This window comes from Vibrio sp. 9-16B-A1 (assembly GCF_056726165.1).
This window is the reverse complement of sequence record NZ_JBSDZD010000009.1, coordinates 40,807-66,866: the sequence shown is the minus strand read 5'-3', so window position 1 is coordinate 66,866 and position 26,060 is coordinate 40,807. Positions and strand designations below refer to the sequence as shown.

The following is a 26,060-nucleotide window of genomic DNA, read 5'->3' as shown; positions in this document are numbered from 1 at the left end:
TTGCATGACGGAGGCTGGCCCAGAGCGGCGGCTTTCAGGTGTCAATTTTCAGGGAGCACGGTAAGCGTGCGTCTGTGTCATAAACTCAATGTGAGGTTCACGTGACAGATTTAATTAACTTGATGAACGATCTTCTTTGGGGATCGATTCTTGTGTATCTGCTGGTAGGGGTAGGTGTGTTCTTTACCCTGCGTCTTGGCTTTATCCAGTTTCGCCACTTTGGCCACATGTTCTCCGTGCTGAAAAACAGCCGTAAAGCCGACAGTGCAGGTATCTCCTCTTTCCAGGCGTTGTGTACGTCTCTGGCTGCCCGTGTGGGTACCGGTAACATGGCCGGTGTGGCCGTTGCACTGACCGCTGGTGGTCCGGGTGCGATTTTCTGGATGTGGCTGATCGCCATGCTGGGTATGGCAACCTCGTTTGCCGAAAGTACCCTGGCTCAGCTTTACAAAACCCGCGACAGCGACGGTAACTACCGTGGCGGCCCGGCCTACTACATGGAAAAAGGCCTGGGTATGCGCTGGATGGGTATCCTGTTCTCCATCCTGCTGATCATTGCATTTGGTCTGGTGTTTAACGCGGTTCAGGCGAACTCGATCACCGGCGCAATGAACAATGCTTTTGGTGTTGAGCCTAAAATGACCGGTATTGCCCTGGTGGTACTGTCTGCGTTCATCATCTTTGGTGGCCTGCGTAAGATTGCCCGTACTGCTGAGATCCTGGTTCCTGTTATGGCACTGGCTTACCTGGCACTGGCTGTCTTTATTATGCTGACCAACCTTGAGAAGCTGCCTGGCGTTCTGTCTCTGATCATTAAGAGTGCGTTTGGTTTCCAGGAAGCGGCCGCCGGTGGTCTGGGTTACGCGATTGCCCAGGCGATGATCAACGGTATCAAACGTGGTCTGTTCTCGAACGAAGCGGGTATGGGTTCTGCGCCTAACGCCGCGGCATCGGCAACCCCTTATCCGCCACACCCTGCTTCACAGGGTTACGTGCAGATGATGGGCGTGTTTATGGATACTATCGTTATTTGTTCTGCAACGGTTGCTATCATCCTGATGTCTGGTGAATATGTACCGCATGGTGAGATCACCGGTATCGAGCTGACTCAGCGCGCGCTGACCAGTCAGGTTGGTGAGTGGGGTGGCATCTTTGTTGCTGTGGCGATCTTCTTCTTCGCTTTCACCTCTATCATTGCGAACTACTCGTACGCGGAAACCAACCTGGTTTTCCTTGAGCACAACAAGAAAGCGGGTCTGCATATCTTCCGTATCATCGTATTGGGTATGGTGATGTTTGGTTCCCTTGCTGAGCTGCCTACCGTATGGGGCATGGCGGATGTGTCGATGGGCCTGATGGCTATCGTGAACCTGGTGGCGATTCTGCTGCTGTCGGGGATCGTGGTTAAGCTGGCCAAAGACTACAACCGTCAGCTGGACGCGGGTAAAGTGCCAACGTTCAACGCCGATGATTACCCGGAGCTGAAGTCTCAGCTGGAAGAGGGTATCTGGGATAACAACGGTCATAAGTAACCGCTGTTACAACGATTGATAAAGCCATGCTGACTCAGCATGGCTTTTTTTATATTCTTAGCTTTATTCCGGATGAAGGTTGTTCAGGCAGACACTGATAAGCAGACCCTTCTTGCACCTGGGCGGCCCCCAAGGACGGCAAGGTGGAGCCCCAGGGATGGGTTTATGCGTGTCTGTGTTCAGTGTCTGCCTGATTGAGCCGACACAGGGTGTATTATTGGAACTGCGATTCCATCAAAACAATAATTCCAAGAGAGTAAAGTCATGCTAATCCTGATCTCGCCAGCTAAGACGCTGGATTATGAGTCGCCACTGGCGACAGAGCGTTACACCCAGCCGGAGCTGACAGAGCACAGCGCAGAGCTGATTGAAGAGTGCCGCAAGCTGACTCCGGCGGATATCTCCAGCCTGATGAAAGTGAGCGATAAAATTGCCGGCCTCAACGCCGCCCGCTTTGAGCAGTGGTCACCGGAATTTACCACTGAGAATGCCCGTCAGGCGTTGCTGGCGTTTAAAGGGGATGTCTATACCGGGCTGGAAGCGCAGACTTTCAGTGAAGAAGATTTCGATTACGCGCAAAAGCACCTGCGTATGCTGTCGGGCCTGTATGGCCTGCTGAAGCCGCTGGATCTGATGCAGCCTTACCGGCTGGAGATGGGCACTAAACTTGCCAACCCGCGCGGAGCCAATCTGTACCAGTTCTGGGGCGGGCTGATCACCGAGAAGGTAAACCAGGCACTGGCTGAGCAGGGCGACAACGTGCTGATCAACCTGGCGTCAAATGAGTACTACAAGTCGGTCAAACCCGCCAAACTGGACGCTACTGTGGTAACCCCGGTATTTAAAGACTGCAAAAACGGTCAGTACAAGGTGATCAGTTTCTACGCCAAAAAAGCCCGCGGCATGATGGCACGCTACATCATCGAAAACCGTATCGAACGTCTTGAGCAACTGACGGAGTTTGATGTGGCGGGGTATTACTTTGATGAGAGTGAATCGACGGCGGCGGAGCTGGTGTTTAAGCGGGAAGAGATGAAGTAAAGGCGCTGGGCTCGGGGCGCTAGGCGCTGGGGAATTCGCGATAAGTGAAGTGGGAAGATTAGCTATCGTGTTGACAGTAATACTTGGATAAGAAACCGTGCTTGCAGAGCCCAGAGCCCAGAGCCCAGAGCCCAGAGCCCAGAGCCCAGAGCCCAGAGCCCAGAGCCCAGAGCCCAGAGCCCAGAGCCCAGAGCCCAGAGCCCAGAGCCCAGAGCCTTCTGTCTACTTCTTTTTCTTCGGCTTTTTGGCCGCAGTTTTCTTGCCGCCTTTCTTATCGTCTTTTTTGGCTTTCTTTTTCTTTTTGAAAACCGGTTTTTTGTGTTGCGGGCGCATGCCTTCGACGAAGCGTTCTTTGATTTCGTCTTTGGTGTAGCGCATTACGCGGTCGATCATTGGCTGGTCGTGGGCTTCTACCAGGGATACGGCGTTGCCTTTCTTACCGGCACGGGCGGTACGGCCGATGCGGTGCAGGTAGACGTCTGCGGTGCGCGGCATGTCGTAGTTGATCACGTGGCTGATGTCCGGCACGTCGATACCACGGGCGGCAACGTCGGTGGCCAGCAGTACGTTGATCTCACCTTCACGGAAGCGGCGGATCGCGTTGTTGCGGCGGTCCTGAGGCATTTCACCCTGGATCCAGGCGCATGGTACCTGGTTGCTTTCCAGGTGAGCACGCAGGTCGGCCAGACGCTCACGGGTTTTGACAAATACGATCGCGCGCTCGATTTCTTCGGTCAGCAGGTGACGCAGGATCGCCAGTTTGTGCTCTGCGGTGTCACAGCGGTGGTACCACTGAACGATCTTCTTACGCTCACGGCGTGACGGTTCGGCGTTTACTTCAACCGGGTTGTTCAGCAGGTCAGCGGTAAAGCCTTCCACGCCTTTGCCTTCCAGGGTCGCAGAGAACAGCATTGACTGTTTACGCCAGCGACACTCTCCAGACAGGCGGTCAACCACAGGGCCAAAGCCCATGTCCAGCATGCGGTCAGCTTCGTCGAGCACCAGCCATTCGATAGCGCGGCAGTCAAAGCGCTCGGCGTTGATGTATTCCATCAGACGGCCCGGAGTTGCGATAACGATGTCCTGGGTTTTGGCCAGTACGTCTGCGTGCTCCTGATACTCTACGCCACCTGTGATGGAGAAGATGTTCAGTTTGGTGTGTTTGGCCAGCTGTTTCGCCTGCTCGGTTACCTGCAGCGCCAGCTCACGGGTCGGAGTCAGGATCAGAATACGGGCAGGTCCCGGCTTCTTACGCGGAAAGTCCTGCAGGTATTGCAGGGCTGGAATAAGGAAAGCAGCGGTTTTGCCTGTTCCGGTCGGCGCCGATGCCAGAACATCCCGGCCATCCAGAGCCGCAGGGATCGCCATCGCCTGAACCTGGGTTGGGCGTTCAAATTCCATCTCTTCGATGGCTGCCAGCAGGTTGTCGTCCAGGTCGAGTTCAGCAAAGTTTCTGATCACAGTGATTCTCCACAGAGTGAGGAAGAAAAAAGAGTTAAGCCGGACATTATAAGAGGTCTGCCAGCCAGGATCACTACATCTTTAGGTAAAACTCGCAGGTCAGGGCAATAAATTGCTCACTGTAGCCGCCATTGTGGTGAATCAGCAGCTCTTCAGGCTGATATTCGCCTGGCTGCTTTGCCAGTTCCAGCAGAATCCGGCTGACCGGCTTTTTGGCGGTAGTGCGGACATTGAGCCGGCGGGTTAAATGAAATCCCTGTTTTTCTGCCAGTATGATGAATTGCTCCCCTTCGGTCAGCGGCAGGATAAAGCTCGCCCGGCCGTGCGCCTGAAGGTGCTGCCAGCAGCGCTCAAGCAGGCTGGCGTGAGTGAGGGTAATAACGTGGCGGGCCTGAGCACGGTGCTGCGCCTGTGCGGTTTCGCCACTGGTGAAGTAGGGGGGGTTACAGATGATGTGGTCAAAGCGCGCCTCTTTGCCCCAGTCGAGCAGATCCTGATGACGGGCGCTGAGACGATCTGCCCATGGGCTGGCGGCAAAGTTGGCTGCAGCGGTCTGCCAGGCGTTGTGGTCAATATCCAGCGCGGTGATTCGGGCATCAGGATTTCGCTGCGCGCTCATCAGTGCCAGCAGCCCGGTTCCGGTGCCGATATCGAGCACGGTTTGAGCGTTTTCCAGTGCCGCCCAGGCGCCAAGAATCACCCCATCGGTGCTGACTGGCATGCCCGCATTTCCTCCGGTAACGGAGAACTTCTTGAAATGAAAGTCTTTTGTTTGTGCGCTGGAAATTTTCATATCGTTGAATTGTTGCTCATTTAATGGGATTTGTTGCTGTCAGTAAGCGTCTGTTTAGTGAAATTATCTGAATTGATCTCTTTATGTAAACATTTGCGTTAATTATATCCACTGCCTTTTTTTAGTAATCCAGTGAATAAAACTGCTTTCCTGACCGTTTTGTAAATTATTGTCGTGTTTTTTGGTCAGCTATTGTTTATTGAATTCTATTTCGTCATTATTCTTGCCGATCTTTTCAGAAGAAAATATCAGATTACATGCAAACACAAGATTATTATAAGGGTTATCAGTGAATCAAAAACTTAAGACAACTGATGTCATCGCTGTGGGCTTTATGCTCTTCGCGTTCTTCCTGGGGGCAGGCAATATAATCTTCCCTCCTCTTGCTGGTCAACTGGCCGGGGATAACCTGCTGCCGGCGATGTCGGGCTTCCTGTTTACCGCAGTCGGTCTGCCGCTGATCACCATTATCGCCATTGCGAAGGTGGGCGGTACCTGGGATCACCTGTCACACCATCTGCCAAAACAGGCTGCAACCCTGATCGCGGTGCTGATTTTTATCATTATAGGTCCTGCTTTTGCAGCTCCGCGTACTGGTCTGGTCGCTTATGAGATGGCGGTAAAACCGTTCTTTGCCGACGCTTCTCAGCTGCACCTGACCCTGTTCTCAGTACTGTTCTTTGCCACTGCAATGTTCTTTGCGTGGTCTCAGGGCAAGCTGATTGACACTATCGGTAAGCTGCTGACTCCGGCGCTGTTCGTGGGTCTGATCGTGCTGGCGGTATCGGTATTTGTGAATCCTCAGGGCGACATCCTTGCCGCTCAGGGCGCTTACGTGGCTCAGCCGTTGACCACTGGCTTCCTTGAGGGTTACAACACCATGGATACCTTTGGTGCCCTGATGTTCGGTATGCTGATGGTTGATGCGCTGCGCAGCAAAGGCATCACAGAGCAGAAAGCGACCACCCGTTACCTGGTCAGCGCGGCAGTGATTGCGGCAGCCGGTCTGGCATTTGTTTACATCTCACTCTTCTACCTGGGCGCGACCAGCTCTGCGGTAGCGGCGGGTGCGGACAACGGTGGCGTGGTTCTGAGCCTGTACGTGCAGTCCCTGTTTGGCGGCGCGGGTCAGATTGTTCTGTCGACCATCGTACTGCTGGCGTGTCTGACTACGGCTATCGGCCTGATCTCAGCCTGTTCTGATTACTTCAGCAGCCTGACTTCAGTGACTTACCGCCAGTGGGTAATCGTGATCGGTGTTATCTGTGCGGTTGTGGCAAACGTAGGTCTGGCTCAGCTTATCTCCCTGTCGGTACCTGTGCTGTTCGCCCTGTACCCGGTGGCAATTGCGCTGGTCGCACTGGCATTCGTACGTAGCCGTCTGCCAAACCCTGCGGTTGCTTACCGCGTGGTTATCGGCGTAGCCCTGCTGTTCGCCCTGCTGGATGCCGCGAAAGTATCCGGCCTGGATATGAGCGTATTCAGCATGCTGCCACTGTTTGAAGTGGGCATGGCATGGGTAATGCCAACCTTCGCTGCAATTATCGCGATGTTCTTCATCGGCAGCCCGCGCGCAGAGCTGGAAGGCGAAGCCGCATAAGCGAATTGAAGCAATAAAAAAGGTTGGCGATTGCCAACCTTTTTTTATACGTTTTCCAGAGCCCAGAGCCCAGAGCCCAGAGCCCAGAGCCCAGAGCCCAGAGCCCAGAGCCTTTAGAGCGCGTCGTGATACTCCGTCAGCACCTGCTCACACCACTGCTCAATCCGCTCATCGCTGAGTTCGTACTGTGAGTCTTCATCCAGTGCCAGGCCGACAAAGTGGCTGCCATCTTCGGTCAGGGCTTTTGAGGCTTCAAACTCATAACCCTGGTTCGGCCAGTAGCCGATAAAGTGTACGCCGCAGTTCTTCAGCTCATCGTGCAAAAGACCCATCGCATCAAGGAACCATTCGCCATAGCCTTCCTGATCGCCGAGCCCGAACAGTGCCACGTATTTGCCTTTGAGATTTACTCCGCCAAGCTGGTCCCATGCCTGGCTCCAGTCTTCCTGGATTTCACCAAAATCCCAGGTGGAGATCCCGAGGAGCAGCAGATCATACTGGTTCATCTGCGTCAGCGGGGTGTCTTTGACGTTATGGATATCTACCAGGTCTTCTCCGATAAAGGCGCGGATCTTCTCGGCGGCCATTTCGGTGTAGCAGGTGCTGGAGCCGTAAAACAGTCCTGTCTTCATAGTATGCTCATGCTGTTGAAGTATGGGGAATGATTCTAAACCCAAACGGCCGCGCAGATCCAATAGGCCGATTTTTGTTGGCTTTCCCGGCTGCCTCCCTTACCCTGAAAGGCAAATAATTTGTGTTACTGAGGTAGTATGCTCGCAAGTGACCAGGCATTGGTGGAGCGCTTTCTGGATGCCATGTGGATGGAGCGGGGGCTGTCAGAGAATACCCTGGCTTCTTACCGGAACGATCTGACCAAACTGTTGAGCTGGATGGATATCAATCATTACCGGCTGGGCTTTATTTCTACGGCGGGTTTGCAGGAATACCAGAGCTGGCTGGTGGATCAGGATTACAAGCAGACCTCCCGGGCGAGGATGCTGTCGGCGATCCGCCGTCTGTTCCAGTACCTGCACCGGGAAAAGGAGCGCGCCGATGATCCCAGCGCGCTGCTGGTGAGCCCGAAACTGCCCAAACGGCTGCCAAAAGATATTTCTGAACAGCAGGTGGATGCCCTGCTGGATGCGCCGGACCCGGAAGACCCGCTGGAGCTGCGTGATAAAGCCATGCTGGAGCTGCTTTACGCAACTGGCCTGCGTGTGACCGAGCTGGTCAGCCTGACGATGGAAAACGTCAGTCTGCGCCAGGGCGTGGTGCGCGTGGTCGGTAAAGGCGGGAAAGAGCGCCTGGTGCCGATGGGGGAGAGTGCAGTCGAGTGGCTGGAGAGCTTTATGGCTAATGGGCGGCCGGCGCTGCTCGGCGAGACCAGCAGCGATGTGGTCTTTCCCAGTAAACGGGCCCGGCAGATGACCAGACAGACCTTCTGGTACCGGATCAAGTTCTACGCCACCCTGGCGGGAATCGATCATGAGTCGTTGTCACCGCACGTACTGCGTCATGCGTTTGCTACTCACCTGCTTAATTACGGAGCGGATCTCAGAGTGGTGCAAATGCTGCTTGGGCATAGTGACTTATCCACTACCCAAATTTATACTCACGTCGCGACGGAGCGGTTAAAGCAGCTGCATCAGCAGCACCATCCGCGCGCATAATAATGACTCAACATACACAAGGTACGGAAATCATGGTTTTATTACGCCGACTGGCACTGATTGGTTCAACTCTTCTGCTCTCTGTTTCTGCCTTTGCAGCCAAGCCGGCTAACGTGGCGGAGATCGAAGCCCGCTTTGCCGGTCTGGGTATGGCTGTGACTGAGGTACAAAACAGCGATATCGATGGTCTGTACGAAGTACATACCAGTCAGGGAATGTTCTTTACTACAGCCAGCGGAGATTACTTTCTGCACGGCAAGCTTTACTCGCTGGATAAGAAGGGCCAGTTTACTGATGTGATCGCCAAACGTTATGCCGATAAAATCCCTGAGTACGCGTCAAGCTGGATTGAATACAAAGCGAAGAATGAAAAGTATGCCATTACGGTTTTCACCGATGTTGACTGTGGTTACTGCCTGAAACTGCACCGTCAGATGCAGGGCTACAATGATCTGGGCATTACCGTGCGCTACATGGCTTTCCCGCGTGCCGGTGTACAGAGCCAGGTTGGCCTGACCATGGCGCAGATCTGGTGTTCTGATGACCGCAAAGCGGCGATGGATGATGTGAAACTTCAGCGCAGCCTGAGCAAGAAGCCGGAAAATGCTCAGCAGTGCCTGAAAACCATCGCAGAGCATCATGAGCTTGGCCGTAAGATTGGTGTGACCGGTACGCCGGCGATCGTGACCGCAGAAGGCCGGGTGATCGGTGGCTTTATGGAGCCAAAAGATCTGCTGGCTCAGCTTGATGCCATGGCTGTCCAGAACTGATTTCTCTTTGCTCTTTCGCCCCGGTTTTGCCGGGGCTTCCCACTGACTCACCAGGTTACCAAGCATGATCCAAATTCAACGCCGCCCCGAGGTGGACCTTTCCCTGTTGCCAGACTCCATTCCTGAGTTGCTGCGCCGTCTGTATCTCAGCCGTGGGATCACCAGTGCCGATCAGCTGGAGCGTGGTGCCAAAGGGCTGCACTCCTACCGCCTGCTCGATGGTGTTGAGCGGGCGGTGGCGCTGCTGTTTGAAGCGATTCGCGATGGCAAACGGATTATCGTTGTCGGGGATTTTGACGCCGATGGCGCGACCAGCAGTGCCCTGTCGGTGCTGGCGATGCGAATGCTCGGCAGCCATAACGTCGATTACCTGGTCCCGAACCGGTTTGAAGACGGCTATGGCCTGAGTCCTGAAGTGGTGGATCAGGCGCTGGCGATTGGCGCTGAAGTGATCATGACGGTGGATAACGGCGTCTCCTCTATCGAAGGGGTACGTTACGCCAAAGAGAAAGGCATGACGGTGGTGGTCACCGATCATCACCTGCCTGGTGCAACCCTGCCGGAAGCTGATGCCATGGTAAACCCGAACCTGACCAGCTGCGGATTCCCGTCCAAGTCGCTGGCCGGTGTGGGGGTGGCGTTTTATCTGATGATGGCGCTGTGCGTTGAAATGCGTGCCAAAGGCTGGTTTGCAGAGCAGGGGCTGGCTGAGCCCAAACTGATGGAACTGCTTGACCTGGTGGCGCTTGGGACTGTCGCAGACGTGGTGCCGCTGGATGAGAACAACCGCATTCTGGTTCATCAGGGTCTGCAGCGTATCCGTGCCGGTAAAGCGCGCCCGGGTATTCAGGCGCTGATGGAAGTCGCCAAGCGCAGCCCGCACCGCCTGGTAGCGGCGGACTTTGGTTTTGCCCTTGGCCCGCGCATTAACGCTGCCGGACGGCTGGATGATATGTCGTTCGGAGTCGAGCTGCTGATGTGTAACAACATCCACGCGGCAAGACGGATGGCCAGCGAACTCGATGCCCTCAACCAGACCAGAAAAGAGATAGAGCAGGGGATGAAGCAGGAAGCGATGGCTTTCTGTGAGCGGCTGGAGTTTGGCGCGAAAAGTGAACTGCCGTTTGGTATTGCCCTGTTCCAGCGTGACTGGCACCAGGGGGTGATCGGTATTCTTGCCTCAAGGATCAAAGAGCAGTATCACCGTCCGGTGATTGCTTTTGCGGACGGCGGTGACGGTCTGATCAAAGGCTCGTGCCGCTCGATCCCGGCGCTGCATATGCGCGATGCGCTGGACCGGATCGATACCCAGAACCCGGGCCTGATCCTTAAGTTTGGCGGCCACGCCATGGCGGCGGGCCTGACCATCAAAGAGGCCGATTTTGACCGCTTTGCCCGTCTGTTTGACGAAGAGGTGCGCCGCGAGGTTGATCAGAGCGCACTGCAGGGCGTGGTCCTGTCTGACGGCGAGCTGGCCCCGGAAATGTTTAACCTGCCGACCGCCGAGCTGCTGCGCAACTCCGGCCCGTGGGGACAGGCGTTCCCGGAACCGGTGTTTGACGGTGAGTTCAAGGTACTCCACCAGAAACTGGTGGGCGAGAAACACCTCAAGCTGATGGTTGAGCCGCTGTTTAAGGGCCACCCAACCCATATCATGCTCGATGCGATTGCCTTCAACGTCGACCTGCGCCGCTGGCCGGACGCCTCGGTCAAAACCGTCCGCCTGGCTTACCGGCTGGATATTAATGAGTTTCGCGGGAATCAGTCGCTGCAGTTGATGGTGGAATATCTGGAAGGGCTGTAGGCTTTCAGGTACGAGGGCGCTTTGCTTTGAGAGGCGAGAGGGCAGAATGGTTCTGTGGTTCTGTGGTTCTGTGGTTCTGTGGTTCTGTGGTTCTCGCATCTCGTGTCTTCCATCTCGCAGTGTGATTACCCACAGGGCCAAAGCACCATAGAACCGCTCTTCCCCCAATTTTTTCCTGTATCTCCATCACATTTTTGAGTAGAATTCCCCGGTTAAATTCTACTCACAAATGATGAGCTCCCATGTTTGAAATCAATCCTATTAAAAACCGCCTGCAGGACGTGTCTGAACGCACGAATGTCCTGAGGGGGTACCTTTGACTATGACGCCAAAAAAGAGCGTCTTGAAGAAGTAAACGCAGAACTTGAGCAACCGGATGTATGGAACGAACCTGAGCGCGCACAGGCGCTGGGTAAAGAGCGTGCCTCTCTGGAAGCGGTCGTAGAAACCATTGAACAGCTGGACCAGGGCGTGGAAGACGTTGACGGTCTGCTTGAGCTGGCAGTGGAAGAAGAAGACCAGGAAACGTTCGATGAAATCGAGCCGGAACTTACAGAACTGGAAACTAAGCTTGAGAAGTTAGAGTTCCGCCGTATGTTTGCCGGTGATCACGACAGCTCTGATTGTTATATCGACCTCCAGGCGGGCTCTGGCGGCACCGAGGCTCAGGACTGGACTTCGATGATGCTGCGTATGTATCTGCGCTGGGCTGAAGCGAAAGGCTTCAAAGCAGAAGTGATTGAAGTTTCAGAAGGGGATGTGGCAGGATTGAAGTCAGCAACGGTACGCATCTCTGGTGAGTACGCTTACGGCTGGCTGCGCACAGAAACCGGTGTTCACCGTCTGGTGCGTAAATCGCCGTTCGATTCAGGCGGTCGTCGTCATACTTCATTTGCCTCAGCGTTTGTTTATCCGGAAGTCGATGAAAACATCGATATCGATATCAACCCGGCCGATCTTCGTATTGACGTTTACCGTGCATCGGGCGCGGGTGGTCAGCACGTAAACACCACCGAATCTGCGGTTCGTATTACCCACCTGCCAACCAACACGGTAGTGCAGTGTCAGAACGACCGTTCCCAGCACAAAAACAAAGACCAGGCGATGAAGCAGCTGCGCGCTAAGCTTTTCGAACTGGAACTTCAGAAACAGAACGCTGAGAAGCAGGCCAACGAAGACGCTAAGTCTGACATCGGCTGGGGCAGCCAGATCCGTTCTTACGTGCTGGATGATTCACGCATCAAAGATTTGCGTACCGGAGTTGAAAACCGCAATACTCAGGCGGTTCTCGACGGCGACCTGGATAAATTTATTGAAGCCAGCCTGAAATCAGGGCTGTAAGCTTTTCACCGACCACTGACAGGATAGATCGAAAATGACTGATGCTGTTCAAAACGAAACACTGCAACAAGAAGAAAACAAGCTGATTGCTGAGCGTCGCGCCAAACTGGAAGCGATCCGCAAGAGCTGCAAGGCTAACGGCCACCCTAACGACTTCCGTCGTGACAGCCTGGCTGGCGACCTGCAAAAAGAATTCGGTGAAAAGAGCAAGGAAGAACTGGAAGAGCTGAACAAAGTGGTATCGATCGCAGGTCGTATCATGGCGAAGCGTGGTCCATTCCTTGTTATTCAGGAAACTTCTGGCCGCATTCAGGCATACGCTGCCAAAGACGTACAGAAAGAACTGAAAGAGAAGTACCAGGGCCTGGATATCGGTGACATCATCGGTGTGAAAGGTGCACTGCACAAATCAGGCAAAGGTGACCTGTACGTGAACATGGAAGAGTACGAGCTGCTGACCAAAGCACTGCGTCCTCTGCCAGAGAAGTTCCACGGTCTGACCGACCAGGAAATGCGTTACCGTCAGCGTTACGTTGACCTGATCGTTAACGAAGATTCGCGCACCGCGTTCATCATCCGTTCTAAGGTGATGTCTGCGATCCGTAACTTCATGAACACCAAACAGTTCATGGAAGTAGAAACCCCAATGATGCAGGTGATCCCTGGCGGTGCGTCAGCACGTCCGTTTATCACTCATCACAATGCGCTGGATCTGCCAATGTACCTGCGTATTGCACCAGAGCTGTACCTGAAGCGTCTGGTTGTGGGTGGTTTTGACCGTGTGTTCGAAATCAACCGTAACTTCCGTAACGAAGGTCTGTCTCCGCGTCACAACCCTGAATTCACCATGATGGAATTCTACATGGCGTACGCAGACTACAACGATCTGATGGACTTCACTGAAGAGCTGCTGAGCTCAGTAGCACTGGAAGTTCTGGGTTCGACTTCTATGCCTTACGGTGACCACTCTGTAGAGTTTGGCGGCACGTACGCTCGCATGAGCATGTTCGAAGCGATCAAGCACTACAACCCGGACCACGCTCAGATCCAGGCTCTGACTGAAGAAGATCTGAAAGACCGTGACCTGATGGTATCTATCGCCAAGTCTGTACACGTTGAAGTGGAAGAGTTCTGGACCTGTGGTCAACTGCTGGAAGAGATCTTTGGTGAAACAGCTGAACCTAAGCTGATGCAGCCTACTTTCATCACCGGTTACCCGGCGGACATCTCTCCTCTGGCACGCCGCAGCGACGACAACCCGTTCTTCACTGACCGCTTTGAGTTCTTCATCGGTGGCCGTGAAGTAGCAAACGGCTTCTCGGAGCTGAACGATGCAGAAGACCAGGATGCGCGCTTTAAAGCTCAGGTTGAAGCGAAAGAGTCTGGTGATGACGAAGCGATGTTCTACGATGCAGACTACATCACTGCACTGGAGCACGGCCTGCCACCAACAGCAGGTCAGGGTATCGGTATCGACCGTCTGGTTATGCTGTTTACCAACACGCACACCATCCGTGACGTAATTCTGTTCCCGGCAATGCGTCCACAACAGTAATCTGCTGTTTATTAAGTACTTCGAAGCCAGCTGTCTTTCAGCTGGCTTTTTTGTATCCAAATATTAAATTTTATAAATCCCGATCTCGCTCGTATTTATCACGAATCCCCATCTTTTTATGTTGTGTTATTTGTTATTAATATGAACTCGATCAGCCGGGAACCTTGACTCCCTGCAGATATGAACTATGTCTTATAAACGAGACAATCTCTGTCTGGTGATAACGGATTATGTATTCAGAGCAAATATTCGTTAGGATGATGGCTGAACTATAACAATTCTAAATAGAGACAAAGGATAACTACATGGGTAATCAGTTCCGAATGGATTCTGTGCCGGGTTCTTTGGTTTTGGTTGGGGGCATACATGAGCCCTGGATAAAGGTGTTGGAACAGGTTGGTTGGCGCTGTCAGCGGTGTGATGATCTCAGGGAAGCACAAACCCTGTTTACTGAGATCGGGCCGTGTATCGGCGTGGTGGATCTCAGTCAGGATGAGTTTAGCTTAAACGGGCTGGCCAATCTGGTCAGCAGTCACAAGCACGTCCGCTGGATCGCATTTATTCGCGAGTCTCAGCTGGCTTCGGATACGATTTGCCAGTTTATCGTCAACTTCTGCATCGACTTCTTTACCGCGCCAATTCCCGACGCACAACTGCTGAATACAATCGGTCACCAGCTGGGTATGCTCAAGCTGGAGAAGAAAGTCTGGCCGTATTATGGTCAGAACAGCGATATGGGCCTGATAGGTGAATCAATGGCGGTCAAGCGCCTGCGGGATCAGGTCAAACGGGTCGGGCCGACGGATGTCAGTATTCTGATTTTCGGTGAGTCCGGTTCGGGCAAAGAGAAAGTCGCCAGGGCAATCCACTCCACTTCTTCCCGCTCCAAGGGGCCGTTTATTACGGTCAACTGCGGCGCTATGTCGGAGCAGCGTATGGAGCGGGAGGTGTTTGGCCTCGATTACAGTGAGCCATCCCTGCTTGAGCAGGCCGACCGCGGCACTCTGCTGTTTAACGACATTCTCAGTATGTCGCCGTATTCACAGCAGCGGTTGCTCGACTTCCTCCAGGAAGGCACGGTGGAGTCGGCGGAGCACAGTGTACGCAAAGTGGATGTGCGGATCCTGGTGGCGAACCATTCCGATATGGAAAAGGCCCTGCTCGACGGGGATTTTAATCAGGAGCTCTATCACCGGCTTAACGTGCTGAGAGTGAGCGTTCCTGGTCTTAAAGAACGTCCCGGGGATATTCCTCACCTGGCTAACTACTATCTGATGGCTTATTCGCAGGAGTATAACGCGAGGGCGAAAAGCTTCTCTGAAGTGGCTATGAAGGCGCTGTGCCATTATCACTGGCCGGGTAACCTGCGTGAGCTGAGTAATCAGATCAAACGGGTGGTGCTGATGTCGGACTCGGTAGTGATTGAAGAGTCGCAGCTGGATCTGCCAAGGCGTTCGGACAGCCGCCGCAGTCTGAGATCGATTCGTGAGCGCAGTGAAAGGGAGGCAATCCTGATGGTGCTGGAGTCTCACGAAGGTCAGGTCACCCAGGCTGCCAAGGAGCTTGGTGTCTCCAGGGCAACCATGTACCGTCTGCTCAGCAAGCACAATCTGGTTGCCGAAGCCGGTAGTATGTAAGCGGCAGGCGCTTAAATCAGTAATCACAGGGCGCTTATAGCGCCCTGTTCTGTTATATAACCGCTTTATATGGAAATGTTCTGTATTCCAGCAGATTCACAGCAATGAATTGGTTGGATTGTTTTTATTTGCCCTACTTATAAATAAACGGTTGATATTTCGTTCGTTCAGGTTAACATTTAACCGTGTCAGACAGACTGTCTGAACAACTCTCTTCTTTTTTTTTGGATTTATTAACGCAGGAGGCGCAATCATGCTTAATTTCGTATTTGCTCAGCATCTTTGTGCTTCAGTGTCCGTAACCGCCGATATGACCTTCATTCCGGCCGGTGATTACACCGCACGTTAATTGATCCGTAACCCTTTGGGCTGCGGAAAAGCAGCCTGAGCGGGTTTGATCCTGCAGTACTCCCCAAAAGGCGTTTTTCCCTGCCCGGTATTATCAAACCGGAGAAATATTATGCGTCACTCTGTATACATTCGTTTAGCAACCCTGTTGGTTAAAGCCGAACTGAAGCGCGAAGAGCGTGAATGGCGGAACAAACTGCGCCGTGCCAGTGTGGATATTCCATGGCATAACGCGCACCTGCTGAAAGACATTGGTCTGGACAGTGATTATCGTGCTGTTATCGGATCCGATGAGCCGCCGGCAGTGACCGCTGAGCGCCGTCTTCGTCATCTGCGGCGGGTGGTGCGAACGCGAATCCTCACGTAACAGACCGGGGCTGCTGCAAGGCGGCAGCCCCGTTATCCTTTAAGGGCAGGAACCGGAGTTGCGGACTCCGGTACTGCCGGTATCACTCAGTAACTCCGCAGACAGTGCGATCTCATCACTGTCGATGCAGGTTTTTGTATCTGCTTAATCTTTCATTATTGCGCTTTCATGCCGTATCCGCTCAGTCTTCGGGTAAGGTTTCTGTTGCAAAGCCTGCACAAGTACCGCTGCCGGGATTGGTCTATGCTTATTAACAACGCTGTTAACTAAGTTCCAGAGGGCAGGCTCAGGGAGGCAGAATGAACCGGGAGCAACTCAATCACTGGCTGCACGCCAAACATATCGACCATACTGATGAGCCGAAGATCTATGTGATCAGCTGTGGAGATGCTGGCTGCTATGTGCTGGCGGTGGAATACAAACATCATCTTGAGCCGATCCGCCTGAAAGAGGAGCAGGAACCGGTCCATTACCAGAGTCTGGACCAGGTGAAAGAGGAACTGCACCGTCTTGGTGTGCACAACGCGTATCTGCGCCTGCATAATGCGGATGACGAGTTTGGCAGCACGGCACACTCAAGCTATAACGATATCCGGCTGGCCGTACACTGAGGTATGAGCAGAGGCATTAACTGAGGCATTAACTGAGGCATTCATTGAGGTATGGCGGAGCCGGCTTCAGCTGAAGTAATCGCTGAGGATCTTTCCGGTAAACTGAGTGCGCAAATAGAAGCCCCTCGGCAGGGTCATGATGGGGGTACCGTTAGCGCCGTACGCTTCGGTGAGTGCCCGGCTGTTGGCGGCTTTGGGCCTCAGCTGCAGCGCTTCACCATGGCGGGCGGTGATCTGTTCGACCTGGCCCAGCACGATCATTTCCATCAGCTCTTCCCAGTCCTGTTTCAGGATCTGCTCTTCTTCCTCTGACGGGCTCCACATCAGCGGGGTGCCCACCCGGCGGTCGCCCAGAGGGATCTCCCGCTCTCCCTCTACCGGGATCCAGAGTACGCGGGCCAGTTTGTGGCGCACGTGGCTTTGCTGCCAGGTCAGGCCGTGCACACCAATCAAAGGAGCGACGGCCACAAAGGTGGTCTCCAGAGGTTTGCCCTGATAGCTGACCGGGATGCTTTTGAGTTCGATCCCCAGTTCAGCAAAGTCCGGCTCGGGTTTACTGCCTGCGCTGGCTCCCAGATGCCACTCCAGCAGCTGGCCAACCCAGCCTTTCTCCCTTTTCAGGTTCTCAGGTACTGTCATTCCGGCTTCTTCAGCCAGCTCGCGAAAGCTGTAGCCGGAAATGGCAAAGGCGCGCTCCAGCAGTTCCTGTTCTGATTTGGGCGTGGGTTTCATTAACGTATCCGGAAGTAAAAAGGGAGCTGATTTTATCACACCAGGCAGGCATAGCGACAATGGTGGTGTATCTGGTCAGGATCCTGATGGGACAATAATTGATCACAACAGAGGTTATCCACAGGCTGGTGGCGTTGTCAGGGGATTAAACGCATTACTGGATCGATAAACAGGGCTGCAAAGCCAATAAACCGGTGTGGTGATGCTGTTTTAATCACTTTTTTATTGGCGTCATGTGGATAAAGGCAGGGGTGGTGGATCTTTAACCGATCTGTTCAACGGAAAAGATCGTTGTTTTTTTGTCCGGTTTGATGTGAAGGTGGTCTTTGGTAAGCGCTTGTTATATATGTATTTGATTGCATTTTTCGATTTTGTTTTGGTTTGAGCTGTTGAATGCGGTTTTCCTCAATGCTGGTTTTCATCTGGCTTCTTCACACACTTATTCACAGAAAAAGTGAATAAATGTGGCTTAGGTCTCATTTGAGTGTTGATAAGTTTTGTGTTGGTTAAAAGTTATTCAGGTGTCGTGAGGGCGGGAATAAAAAATCAGGTTATGCGACATGGAAGTTTGCCCCGCCTGGGGATATGTGGAAAAATCACCATTAACAGAGATTTATATTTGAGGTTAGCCAGTGATCGATGGCGATGGTTACCGCTTAAACGTGGGAATTGTAATTTGTAACAACCATGGTCAGGTGTTCTGGGCTAAACGATACGGACAACACTCCTGGCAGTTTCCCCAGGGAGGCATCGATGATGGCGAAACGCCTGAGCAGGCGATGTACCGGGAACTGTACGAAGAGGTAGGGTTAACCAAAAAAGATGTCACCATTCTGGCAACCAGCCGCCACTGGCTGAGATATAAGCTGCCAAAGCGCCTGGTGCGCTGGGACTCAAAACCCGTCTGTATCGGACAAAAACAGAAATGGTTCCTGCTGCGGCTTGACTGTGAAGAGTCAAGGATCAACATGCAGCGGGGAACGACGCCTGAATTTGATGGCTGGCGCTGGGTAAGTTACTGGTATCCGGTGCGTCAGGTGGTGTCTTTCAAACGCGACGTTTACCGTCGGGCGATGAAAGAGTTTGCCACCCTGGCGATGCCATTCAGAGAACGCAAGACCAAAGGTAAACGGAAGAACCGGAGAGGATAAGGGGAATGCTCACTCAGCTAAGGGATATCGTTGAACAGGTTTCCAGGGTAGAAAATATTCATCAGGCTCTGGATGTTCTGGTTAACGAAACCTGCACCGCGATGCAGACTGAGTGTTGTACCGTTTATTTTGCCAATGATGAGTTGCAGCGCCTGGAGCTGATGGCCACCAAAGGCCTTCGCTTTAAAGGCGGTGCGATTCATATTGATTACCAGGAAGGCCTGGTAGGGCTGGTCCGCCGCAGTGCGGAGCCGCTTAACCTTGCTGAAGCCTCCCTCCATCCCAACTTTAAATACCTTCCCCAGCTCGGAGAGGGGGTATATCACGCCTTTCTCGGCGCGCCTATTATCTACCGCAAACAGGTGCTCGGCGTGCTGGTCATTCAGCAGCGCACACCGCGCCAGTTCAGTGAAACGGAAGAGTCATTTCTGGTCACCCTGTCCGCCCAGCTGGCGGTACTGATCGCTCATGCCCAGGCGCAGGGACACTGGCTGCTTAACGATTCCAAATGTCAGTCCCTGCAGGGTGTTGCCGCATCACCGGGTGTGGCGATCGGAACCTACTGGTGGGACGATACCCAGCCAAGGCTGTCTGAAGTCTGCCCGGCGAGTACCCTGGACGTTGAGCAGGAGCAGGAGTGGATGGCGCTGGCGATTGACGCCGCGCTGAGCGATTTTCGCCGGATGCGGAAGAAGTTTGATAATGAGATCAACAAAGACGCGCTTGCGATTTTCGATCTCTTCACTCACCTGCTTAACGATCCTATGCTGCGCAAGGATCTTAAAGGCCAGATAGACAAGGGCGACCGTGCCGACTGGGCGCTTCGCCAGGTCGTGGAAAGCTACTCCGGCCGTTTTGCCCGTATGTCAGATCCCTATCTGCGTGAGCGTGCCCGGGATGTACGTGAGCTGGGGCAGAGACTGCTGCACTTCCTGCACTCCAGCGAAGGCGCAGAGCAGGCGTGGGACTATCCGGTGATTCTGGTGGTGGGAGAGCTGACAGCATCCATGCTCGCCGGTATGCCGCGGGATAAGCTGCTGGCGGTGGTCTCAATGGAGGGCGCAGCCAACTCACACGCCGCGATCCTGTCACGGGCGCTGGGTGTGCCAGCCGTGATGGGGGCTACGCTGAACCCGGAAGCGCTCAACGGCAAAGTCGGGATCGTGGACGGTTACAGCGGCAGCCTGTTCATTGATCCGTCTCCCCAGGTATTGCTTGAGTATCAGGCGCTGCAGGAAGAAGAGACCGAGCTTTCCCGGATGGTGGAAAGTGAGCTGACCGAGCAGGGCTGTACCCAGGACGGCTGCCGGGTTGAAGTACTGCTCAATGCCGGCCTGAGCGCGGACAACCAGATCGCGATCAACCAGGGTGTGGATGGTGTCGGCCTGTACCGGACCGAGATCTCTTTTCTTCTCAAGCAGCGTTTTCCTTCTGAAGATGAACAGACGGCTCAGTATCGCGCTGTGTTGTCGAGTTACCCCTGTCAGCGGGTGGTGATGCGTACCCTGGATGTAGGGGGCGACAAGCCGCTGCCATATCTTCCGATCGAAGAAGATAACCCCTTCCTTGGCTGGCGCGGGATCCGCTTTACCCTCGACCATCCGGATATTTTTCTCATCCAGCTGCGGGCTATGCTCAGAGCGAGTGCCGGGCTGGATAACCTGAGCATTCTGCTGCCTATGGTTTCCGGCAGTCAGGAGCTCGATGAGGCCATTGCACTGGTCGATCAGGCCTTCAGTGAAGTCGCCAAAGTGCAGCCTCAGCTCAAACGGCCCAAGCTTGGTATCATGCTCGAAGTTCCGTCAATGCTGTTCCTGCTGCCTATGGTGGCGCCGCGGATCGATTTTGTTTCTGTGGGTACCAACGATCTGACTCAGTACCTGCTGGCGGTGGACCGCAACAATGCCCGGGTTTCGGATGTGTATGAGTCGATGCACCCGGCTGTGATTCAGGCGCTGGCTCAGATCCAGTCCTGCTGCCGGCAGCATGGCCTGCCCGTGTCAATTTGTGGTGAATTGGCCGGTGACCCTATTGGCGCTTTGCTGGCTGTGGGGTTAGGCTATCGTTCTCTGAGTATGAACACCGCCAACGTTGCGCGGGTGAAATACCTGCTTCGCCAGGTCAGCCTGAGTGAACTGGAATCTCTGGCGCATGGTGCCCTGCAACAGAGCTATGGCCGGGACATCCACAGTCAGGCGATGGATTTTCTGGAGCAGAAACAGCTCGGCGGTTTTGTGCGGGCGGGTAAACAGTAACAGGACCCTTCTTTTGGACTTCTTTATTATCTTTGAATTTTTGTTGCTTGGCTGCGTGACCGGCCTGCTGGCCGGGTTGCTCGGCATCGGCGGCGGGCTGCTGGTGGTACCGGCGCTGGTTTGGCTTCTGCCTCAGGCGGGAGTGAGCAGTGACATTCTTATGCACATGGCGCTGGGCACATCGCTGGCGACCATTATTCTTACCTCCGGCTCTTCTGCATGGAACCATTTGCGCCTCGGCAATGTCGATATGTTTGTGGTCAAGTGGCTGTTGCCCGGTGTGGTACTGGGCGGCCTGAGTGGTTCGTTTATCGCAGACATGATCCCTTCTCAGTATCTCGGGCGGGTGTTTGGCGTTATCGTACTGATGCTGGCATTGCAGATGTTTGTTTCCATTCGCAAAACTCAGACGTACCCAATGCCTGGTCAGGCAGCGACGCTGATAAGCGGCTCTCTGATCGGGGTCGTGTCGAGCCTGGCAGGCATCGGTGGCGGGTCACTGACCGTGCCTTTCCTTGCCCGTCACGGAGTGGAGATGCGCAAAGCCATCGGCAGCTCATCGGTATGTGGCTGCGTGATTGCCGCGGCCGGTATGGTCGGGTTTGTGTTTCATGGCAGCCACGCCAAGGGCCTGCCTGATTACAGTCTGGGTTATGTGTATCTGCCGGCGTTATTTGGTATTGTGGCCACCTCAATGCTGATGACCCGGGCAGGGGCAAAGCTCGCCACCCACCTGCCGACTACGGTACTGAAAAAAATATTCGCAGTCTTTTTGCTGTTTATTGCCGCAAAAATGCTGCTGCCCGTTTAGGAAATTAAGAGAACGACTATGAATCAGGGATTTATCACCTTCCCCTCTATTGACCCGGTTATTTTTGAGATAGGCCCCATCGCCCTGCGCTGGTACGGGCTGATGTATCTTGTGGGCTTTGTGTTTGCCCTGTGGCTGGCAAACCGCCGTGCAGACAAGCCGGGCAGTGGCTGGACCCGTGACCAGGTTTCAGACCTGCTGTTTGCCGGTTTCCTGGGGGTGGTGATCGGTGGCCGTGTCGGCTACGTGCTGTTTTATCACTTTGACCTGTTTCTGGATGACCCGCTCTACCTGTTTAAGGTCTGGACCGGCGGTATGTCGTTCCACGGTGGCCTGCTGGGCGTGATCACTGCAATGTTCTGGTACGGACGCCGTAATGGCCGGACGTTCTTCTCTGTCGCCGACTTTGTTGCGCCGCTGGTGCCGTTTGGTCTTGGTATGGGCCGGGTAGGTAACTTCATGAATGACGAGCTGTGGGGCCGCGTAACAGACGTTTCCTGGGCTGTCATGTTCCCAAGTGGCGGTTACCTGCCACGCCACCCGTCGCAGCTGTATGAGGCGTTTCTGGAAGGCATCGTACTCTTTCTTATCCTTAACTGGTTTGTGCGCAAGCCAAGACCTGCGGGCTCGGTCTCCGGGCTATTTCTGGCCGGATATGGTATCTTCCGCTTCATCGTTGAATACTTCCGTGAACCGGACGCCCACCTCGGGTTGTTTGGCGGTCTGATTTCAATGGGACAAATTCTTTCGCTGCCGATGGTGTTCGGTGGCGCGCTGCTGGTGGCCTGGGCGTACAAGTTCAACCGCCAGCCGGCATCGCAATAAACTGAGGACAGACAAGTGAAGCAGTATTTAGACCTTTGTCAGCGCATCGTTGACCAGGGCCATTGGGTTGAGAACGAGCGTACCGGTAAACGCTGTCTGACCGTGATTAACGCCGATTTGAGCTATGACGTGGCCAACAACCAGTTTCCGCTGGTGACCACGCGCAAGAGCTTCTGGAAAGCGGCGGTGGCTGAGCTGCTGGGTTATATCCGTGGTTACGACAACGCGGAGGACTTCCGTAAGCTGGGTACCAAAACATGGGATGCCAACGCCAACCTGAACGACGCATGGCTGAACAACCCATACCGCAAAGGCGAAGACGATATGGGCCGCGTATACGGCGTTCAGGGCCGTGCCTGGGCTAAGCCAGACGGCGGCCATATCGACCAGCTGCGTAAAATCGTTGATGACCTGAGCCGTGGTGTGGATGACCGTGGTGAGATCCTGAACTTCTACAACCCGGGCGAGTTCCACATGGGCTGCCTGCGTCCGTGTATGTACAGCCACCACTTCTCTCTGCTGGGCGACACCCTGTACCTCAACAGCACCCAGCGCTCGTGTGATGTGCCGCTGGGCCTGAACTTCAACATGGTTCAGGTTTACGTCTTCCTGGCGCTGATGGCGCAGATCACCGGCAAGAAGCCGGGTGTGGCATACCACAAGATAGTGAACGCTCATATCTACGAAGACCAGCTCGAACTGATGCGTGACGTGCAACTGAAGCGTGAGCCACTTTCCGCTCCTCAGTTCCGCATCAACCCGGAGATTAAGAGCCTGGAAGACCTGGAAACCTGGGTTACCCTGGACGACTTTGAAGTCACCGGCTACGAGTGCCACGAACCGATTCGTTATCCGTTTTCGGTGTGATTGAAGGCTCTGGGCCCGGGGCGCTGGGCTCTGGGCGGAGAGTGTGGTAGTTGAGAACGTCAGTCTTTGAGGCTGGCGTTTTTTTATATTTTTGGCTCTGGGGGAGTTTGCTGCCAATTGGTGAGTGAAATCTGTAGTTATGGCTTGACCTGACAGAGTCCCGGAGACAACATCCTGCAGTACCCAGTACCCAGTACCCAGTACCCAGTACCCAGTACCCAGTACCCAGTACCCAGTACCCAGTACCCAGTACCCAGTACCCAGTACCCAGTACCCAGTACCCAGTACCCAGTACCCAGTACCCAGTACCGAAATTTAAAACAAAAAATCCCCACCCGGTCTCCCGGATGGGGATTTCAAATTCAGCGCTCCGTTCCTTAGTTAGTCAGGAACAGGATTGTGCCAGGCATTACCAGGAAGACGCTTACCAGGTAAGCTGCAACCACAGCTTTGTTCTTCACTGCCATCTCTGCGATGTAGTCTGCACCTTTAAGCGGCAGTTCACGCAGGAACGGGATACCGAAGATGAAGATGGTTGCCATCAGGTTGAACGTCAGGTGCACCAGGGCGATCTGCAGGGCGAATACTGCGTACTCACCAGATACTGCGGTAGCAGCCAGCAGAGCGGTGATACAGGTACCGATGTTCGCACCCAGGGTGAACGGGTATACATCACGCACTTTCAGTACGCCGGTACCGACCAGTGGAACCATCAGGCTGGTCGTGGTTGAAGAAGACTGTACCAGTACAGTGACAACCGAACCTGAAGCGATGCCGTGCAGGGGACCGCGGCCAATGGCGTTTTTCAGGATTTCACGGGCACGGCCTACCATCAGGCTCTTCATCAGTTTACCCATCGCGGTGATTGCAACGAAGATGGTCGCGATACCCAGTACGATAAGAGTCACACCACCGGCTACGTCACCAAAGGTCGCCAGAGGCTCCTGGATTGCGCTTACCACAGGCTTAGTGATTGGCTTGATGAAGTTCATGCCCTTCATGCTCATGTCACCGGTCGCCAGCATAGGCGATACCAGCCAGTGAGAGATTTTCTCCATGATGCCGAACATCATTTCCAGTGGCAGGAAGATGACTACCGCCAGCAGGTTAAAGAAGTCATGAATGGTTGCACTGGCAAACGCGCGCTTAAACTCAGTCTGACAGCGAACGTGACCCAGGCTTACCAGGGTGTTGGTAACTGTGGTACCGATATTGGCACCCATGACCATAGGAATGGCGGTTTCTACCGGCAGGCCACCGGCAACCAGGCCAACAATAATCGAAGTAACGGTACTGGATGACTGGATAAGCGCGGTGGCTACCAGGCCAATCATCAGACCCGCTACCGGGTGAGAGGCAAATTCAAAAAGGGTTTTGGCGTGTTCTCCTGTTGCCCATTTAAAGCCGCTTCCTACCATGGAAACCGCCAGTAACAGCAGATAAAGCATGAAAGCCAAGTTCGCCCAGCGTAACCAGCGAGACGCGTTTGACGTCGGCGCCGCTGTTCTTGCGGTTGTAGCTTGGTTAATCATAGTTTGCTCCGTGGACCTTTTTTCTGTTTCGGTCTGTTAGTGAATCTGCCGCCGATACTAGAGAGTGAATATTACAGCTATATTACAGTTATATTTAAAACTGCCATTTTCAGGACAGGGTTGGAGTAATCGATTACACAGTGGTTGTGCTTGGTTAAGTTATTGTTATATAGGGTTTTAATTTGTCTGTCAGAGCGCTGGAAGGGTCTGTTTTTGGGGTGGGATGGCAAATAATCGGTACAGCTCACACTATTTATATGACAAAAACTGTCATATTCGGCCGTATCCGTTTCGGCTTTATTTGGTTTATTCGAATTTAATTTCGAAAATACCGAATTAATGGTGTCGCTGCGCATAATGGATTAAGATGGCTTTTTTTATGTTGCATAAGGCGTAACTATGTCTCACCTGAACTACAACCATCTTTATTACTTCTGGATGGTCTGCAAACAGGGCTCGGTGTCTAAAGCGGCGGACGCACTGTTTCTGACCCCGCAAACGGTCACCGGGCAGATCAAAGCGCTTGAAGAGAGGATGGACGGTAAGCTGACCAAACGCAGCGGGCGCAGCGTTGAGCCAACGGAGCTGGGGCAGCTGGTGTTCAAGTACGCCGACCGGATGTTTGGCCTCAGCTATGAGATGCTCGATATCGTCAACTACAGTCAGCGCTCTAACATTCTGTTTGATGTCGGGGTCGCGGATGCGCTCTCCAAGCGCCTGGTCAGCCGGATCCTGATGACCACGGTGCCGGAAGACAACAGTATTCACCTGCGCTGTTTTGAATCGACCCACGAACTGCTGCTTGAACAGCTCTCTCAGCACAAGCTGGATATGATTTTGTCTGACTGTCCGGTGGACTCCAGTCAGAGTCCTGGTCTGTACAGTAAAAAGCTTGGTGAATGCAGCATGAGCTTTTTCAGTTCAGCCCCAATCGACCTTGGCGATCTGCAGCGGGTGCTTGAAGAGCGCAAACTGCTCATCCCGGGCAGCCGCACTGCGATGGGAAGGAACGTGCTGCAATGGTTTGACAGACAAGGGCTTCAGCCGAATGTATTAGGTGAGTTTGATGACGTTGCATTGATGAAGGCGTTCGCCCGTTATCATCCGGATGTCATCTTTCTTGCGCCGAGTCTCTATATGTCGGAAGTCGAGCAGGACACGCCACTACACCTGATCCATGAGCTCGAAGATCTCAAGGAAGAATACTATGTTATCTTTGCAGAACGGATGATCCAGCATCCAACAGTGAAAAATGTTTGTGATGCGGACTTCACCAGTCTTTTTCAGTGATTGTGTCTGTTTTATTCAATGGTAAATTGTAATAACATTCCCTATTCGGGGCTTCAATCATTTATAA

At 53.7% G+C, this 26,060-nt stretch carries 22 protein-coding genes; 17 read left to right on the top strand and 5 right to left on the bottom strand.

All coding sequences use genetic code 11. The features are described 5' to 3' along the window. Positions 1–101: 101 nt before the first annotated feature. Together ACVB80_RS15140 and yaaA are read left to right on the top strand one after the other, a co-directional pair. Positions 102–1,532: an alanine/glycine:cation symporter family protein gene (locus ACVB80_RS15140; RefSeq protein WP_481082130.1), complete on the top strand. Its 1,431-nt coding sequence runs from the start codon at positions 102–104 to the stop codon at positions 1,530–1,532. A 264-nt stretch (positions 1,533–1,796) separates the two neighbouring features. Next, positions 1,797–2,573, top strand: coding sequence for a peroxide stress protein YaaA (yaaA, locus tag ACVB80_RS15135; RefSeq protein WP_481082129.1), 777 nt, complete (start codon positions 1,797–1,799; stop codon positions 2,571–2,573). 222 nt (positions 2,574–2,795) lie between these two features. On the opposite strand, the gene srmB is transcribed toward yaaA, so the two are convergent. Continuing rightward, positions 2,796–4,034 (bottom strand): ATP-dependent RNA helicase SrmB, encoded by a 1,239-nt coding sequence (gene srmB / locus ACVB80_RS15130; protein WP_481082128.1) that lies wholly within the window; start codon positions 4,032–4,034, stop codon positions 2,796–2,798. A gap of 73 nt (positions 4,035–4,107) precedes the next feature. Next, on the bottom strand, positions 4,108–4,827 hold the full coding sequence (locus ACVB80_RS15125) for a tRNA1(Val) (adenine(37)-N6)-methyltransferase (RefSeq protein WP_481082127.1): 720 nt from the start codon (positions 4,825–4,827) through the stop codon (positions 4,108–4,110). A gap of 289 nt (positions 4,828–5,116) precedes the next feature. On the opposite strand from ACVB80_RS15125, the gene brnQ reads away from it, so the two are divergent. Further along, a complete protein-coding gene (gene brnQ, locus ACVB80_RS15120; protein ID WP_481082126.1) occupies positions 5,117–6,427 on the top strand; it encodes a branched-chain amino acid transport system II carrier protein in 1,311 nt (436 codons plus the stop codon). A gap of 113 nt (positions 6,428–6,540) precedes the next feature. Here brnQ and fldB read toward each other — a convergent pair whose 3' ends face one another. Beyond that, a complete protein-coding gene (gene fldB, locus ACVB80_RS15115; protein WP_481082125.1) occupies positions 6,541–7,059 on the bottom strand; it encodes a flavodoxin FldB in 519 nt (172 codons plus the stop codon). 138 nt (positions 7,060–7,197) lie between these two features. Between fldB and xerD the strand changes: the two genes are divergently transcribed. The 8 genes from xerD to ACVB80_RS15075 all read left to right on the top strand — a co-directional run bounded on the left by xerD (position 7,198) and on the right by ACVB80_RS15075 (position 16,530). Then, the gene (gene xerD / locus ACVB80_RS15110) at positions 7,198–8,097 is read left to right on the top strand and encodes a site-specific tyrosine recombinase XerD (protein ID WP_481082124.1); all 900 of its coding nucleotides are present in this window, start codon (positions 7,198–7,200) and stop codon (positions 8,095–8,097) included. Positions 8,098–8,129: 32 nt separating this feature from the next. Then, positions 8,130–8,867 carry a thioredoxin fold domain-containing protein gene (locus tag ACVB80_RS15105; RefSeq protein ID WP_481082123.1) on the top strand — a complete coding sequence of 246 codons (738 nt, stop codon included), beginning with the start codon at positions 8,130–8,132 and terminating at the stop codon, positions 8,865–8,867. 64 nt (positions 8,868–8,931) lie between these two features. Then, positions 8,932–10,671: a single-stranded-DNA-specific exonuclease RecJ gene (recJ, locus tag ACVB80_RS15100; protein WP_481082122.1), complete on the top strand. Its 1,740-nt coding sequence runs from the start codon at positions 8,932–8,934 to the stop codon at positions 10,669–10,671. Positions 10,672–10,913: 242 nt separating this feature from the next. Next, a protein-coding gene (gene prfB, locus ACVB80_RS15095; protein WP_481082121.1) for a peptide chain release factor 2 occupies positions 10,914–12,012 on the top strand; the annotation gives its coding sequence in 2 pieces (ribosomal slippage) (positions 10,914–10,988 and positions 10,990–12,012; 1,098 coding nt in all). Positions 12,013–12,046: 34 nt separating this feature from the next. Beyond that, positions 12,047–13,567 carry a lysine--tRNA ligase gene (gene lysS / locus ACVB80_RS15090; protein ID WP_481082120.1) on the top strand — a complete coding sequence of 507 codons (1,521 nt, stop codon included), beginning with the start codon at positions 12,047–12,049 and terminating at the stop codon, positions 13,565–13,567. Between the two features lie 305 nt (positions 13,568–13,872). Then, a complete protein-coding gene (locus tag ACVB80_RS15085) occupies positions 13,873–15,204 on the top strand; it encodes a sigma-54-dependent transcriptional regulator (protein WP_481082119.1) in 1,332 nt (443 codons plus the stop codon). Between the two features lie 460 nt (positions 15,205–15,664). Then, on the top strand, positions 15,665–15,919 hold the full coding sequence (locus ACVB80_RS15080; protein WP_481082118.1) for a DUF1127 domain-containing protein: 255 nt from the start codon (positions 15,665–15,667) through the stop codon (positions 15,917–15,919). Between the two features lie 299 nt (positions 15,920–16,218). Next, complete coding sequence (locus ACVB80_RS15075) at positions 16,219–16,530, top strand: DUF6482 family protein (RefSeq protein WP_481082117.1); 312 nt, start codon at positions 16,219–16,221, stop codon at positions 16,528–16,530. A 66-nt stretch (positions 16,531–16,596) separates the two neighbouring features. Here ACVB80_RS15075 and mutH read toward each other — a convergent pair whose 3' ends face one another. Further along, on the bottom strand, positions 16,597–17,262 hold the full coding sequence (gene mutH, locus ACVB80_RS15070) for a DNA mismatch repair endonuclease MutH (RefSeq protein ID WP_481082116.1): 666 nt from the start codon (positions 17,260–17,262) through the stop codon (positions 16,597–16,599). Positions 17,263–17,894: 632 nt separating this feature from the next. On the opposite strand from mutH, the gene rppH reads away from it, so the two are divergent. From rppH to ACVB80_RS15045, 5 genes are read left to right on the top strand one after another with little or no spacing between them, the layout of a single operon-like run. Next, positions 17,895–18,413, top strand: a complete 519-nt coding sequence (gene rppH / locus ACVB80_RS15065; RefSeq protein WP_481082115.1) for an RNA pyrophosphohydrolase — start codon at positions 17,895–17,897, stop codon at positions 18,411–18,413. A 5-nt stretch (positions 18,414–18,418) separates the two neighbouring features. Then, a complete protein-coding gene (gene ptsP / locus ACVB80_RS15060; protein ID WP_481082114.1) occupies positions 18,419–20,668 on the top strand; it encodes a phosphoenolpyruvate--protein phosphotransferase in 2,250 nt (749 codons plus the stop codon). A 13-nt stretch (positions 20,669–20,681) separates the two neighbouring features. Then, a complete protein-coding gene (locus ACVB80_RS15055; RefSeq protein WP_481082113.1) occupies positions 20,682–21,479 on the top strand; it encodes a sulfite exporter TauE/SafE family protein in 798 nt (265 codons plus the stop codon). 18 nt (positions 21,480–21,497) lie between these two features. Beyond that, positions 21,498–22,304 (top strand): prolipoprotein diacylglyceryl transferase, encoded by an 807-nt coding sequence (gene lgt, locus ACVB80_RS15050; protein ID WP_481082112.1) that lies wholly within the window; start codon positions 21,498–21,500, stop codon positions 22,302–22,304. Positions 22,305–22,319: 15 nt separating this feature from the next. After that, positions 22,320–23,171 carry a thymidylate synthase gene (locus ACVB80_RS15045; RefSeq protein WP_481082111.1) on the top strand — a complete coding sequence of 284 codons (852 nt, stop codon included), beginning with the start codon at positions 22,320–22,322 and terminating at the stop codon, positions 23,169–23,171. Positions 23,172–23,548: 377 nt separating this feature from the next. On the opposite strand, the gene ACVB80_RS15040 is transcribed toward ACVB80_RS15045, so the two are convergent. Then, the gene (locus ACVB80_RS15040) at positions 23,549–24,700 is read right to left on the bottom strand and encodes a Na/Pi symporter (protein WP_481082265.1); all 1,152 of its coding nucleotides are present in this window, start codon (positions 24,698–24,700) and stop codon (positions 23,549–23,551) included. Positions 24,701–25,102: 402 nt separating this feature from the next. Between ACVB80_RS15040 and nhaR the strand changes: the two genes are divergently transcribed. Continuing rightward, the gene (gene nhaR / locus ACVB80_RS15035) at positions 25,103–25,993 is read left to right on the top strand and encodes a transcriptional activator NhaR (RefSeq protein ID WP_481082110.1); all 891 of its coding nucleotides are present in this window, start codon (positions 25,103–25,105) and stop codon (positions 25,991–25,993) included. The last annotated feature ends 67 nt before the right edge of the window (positions 25,994–26,060 follow it).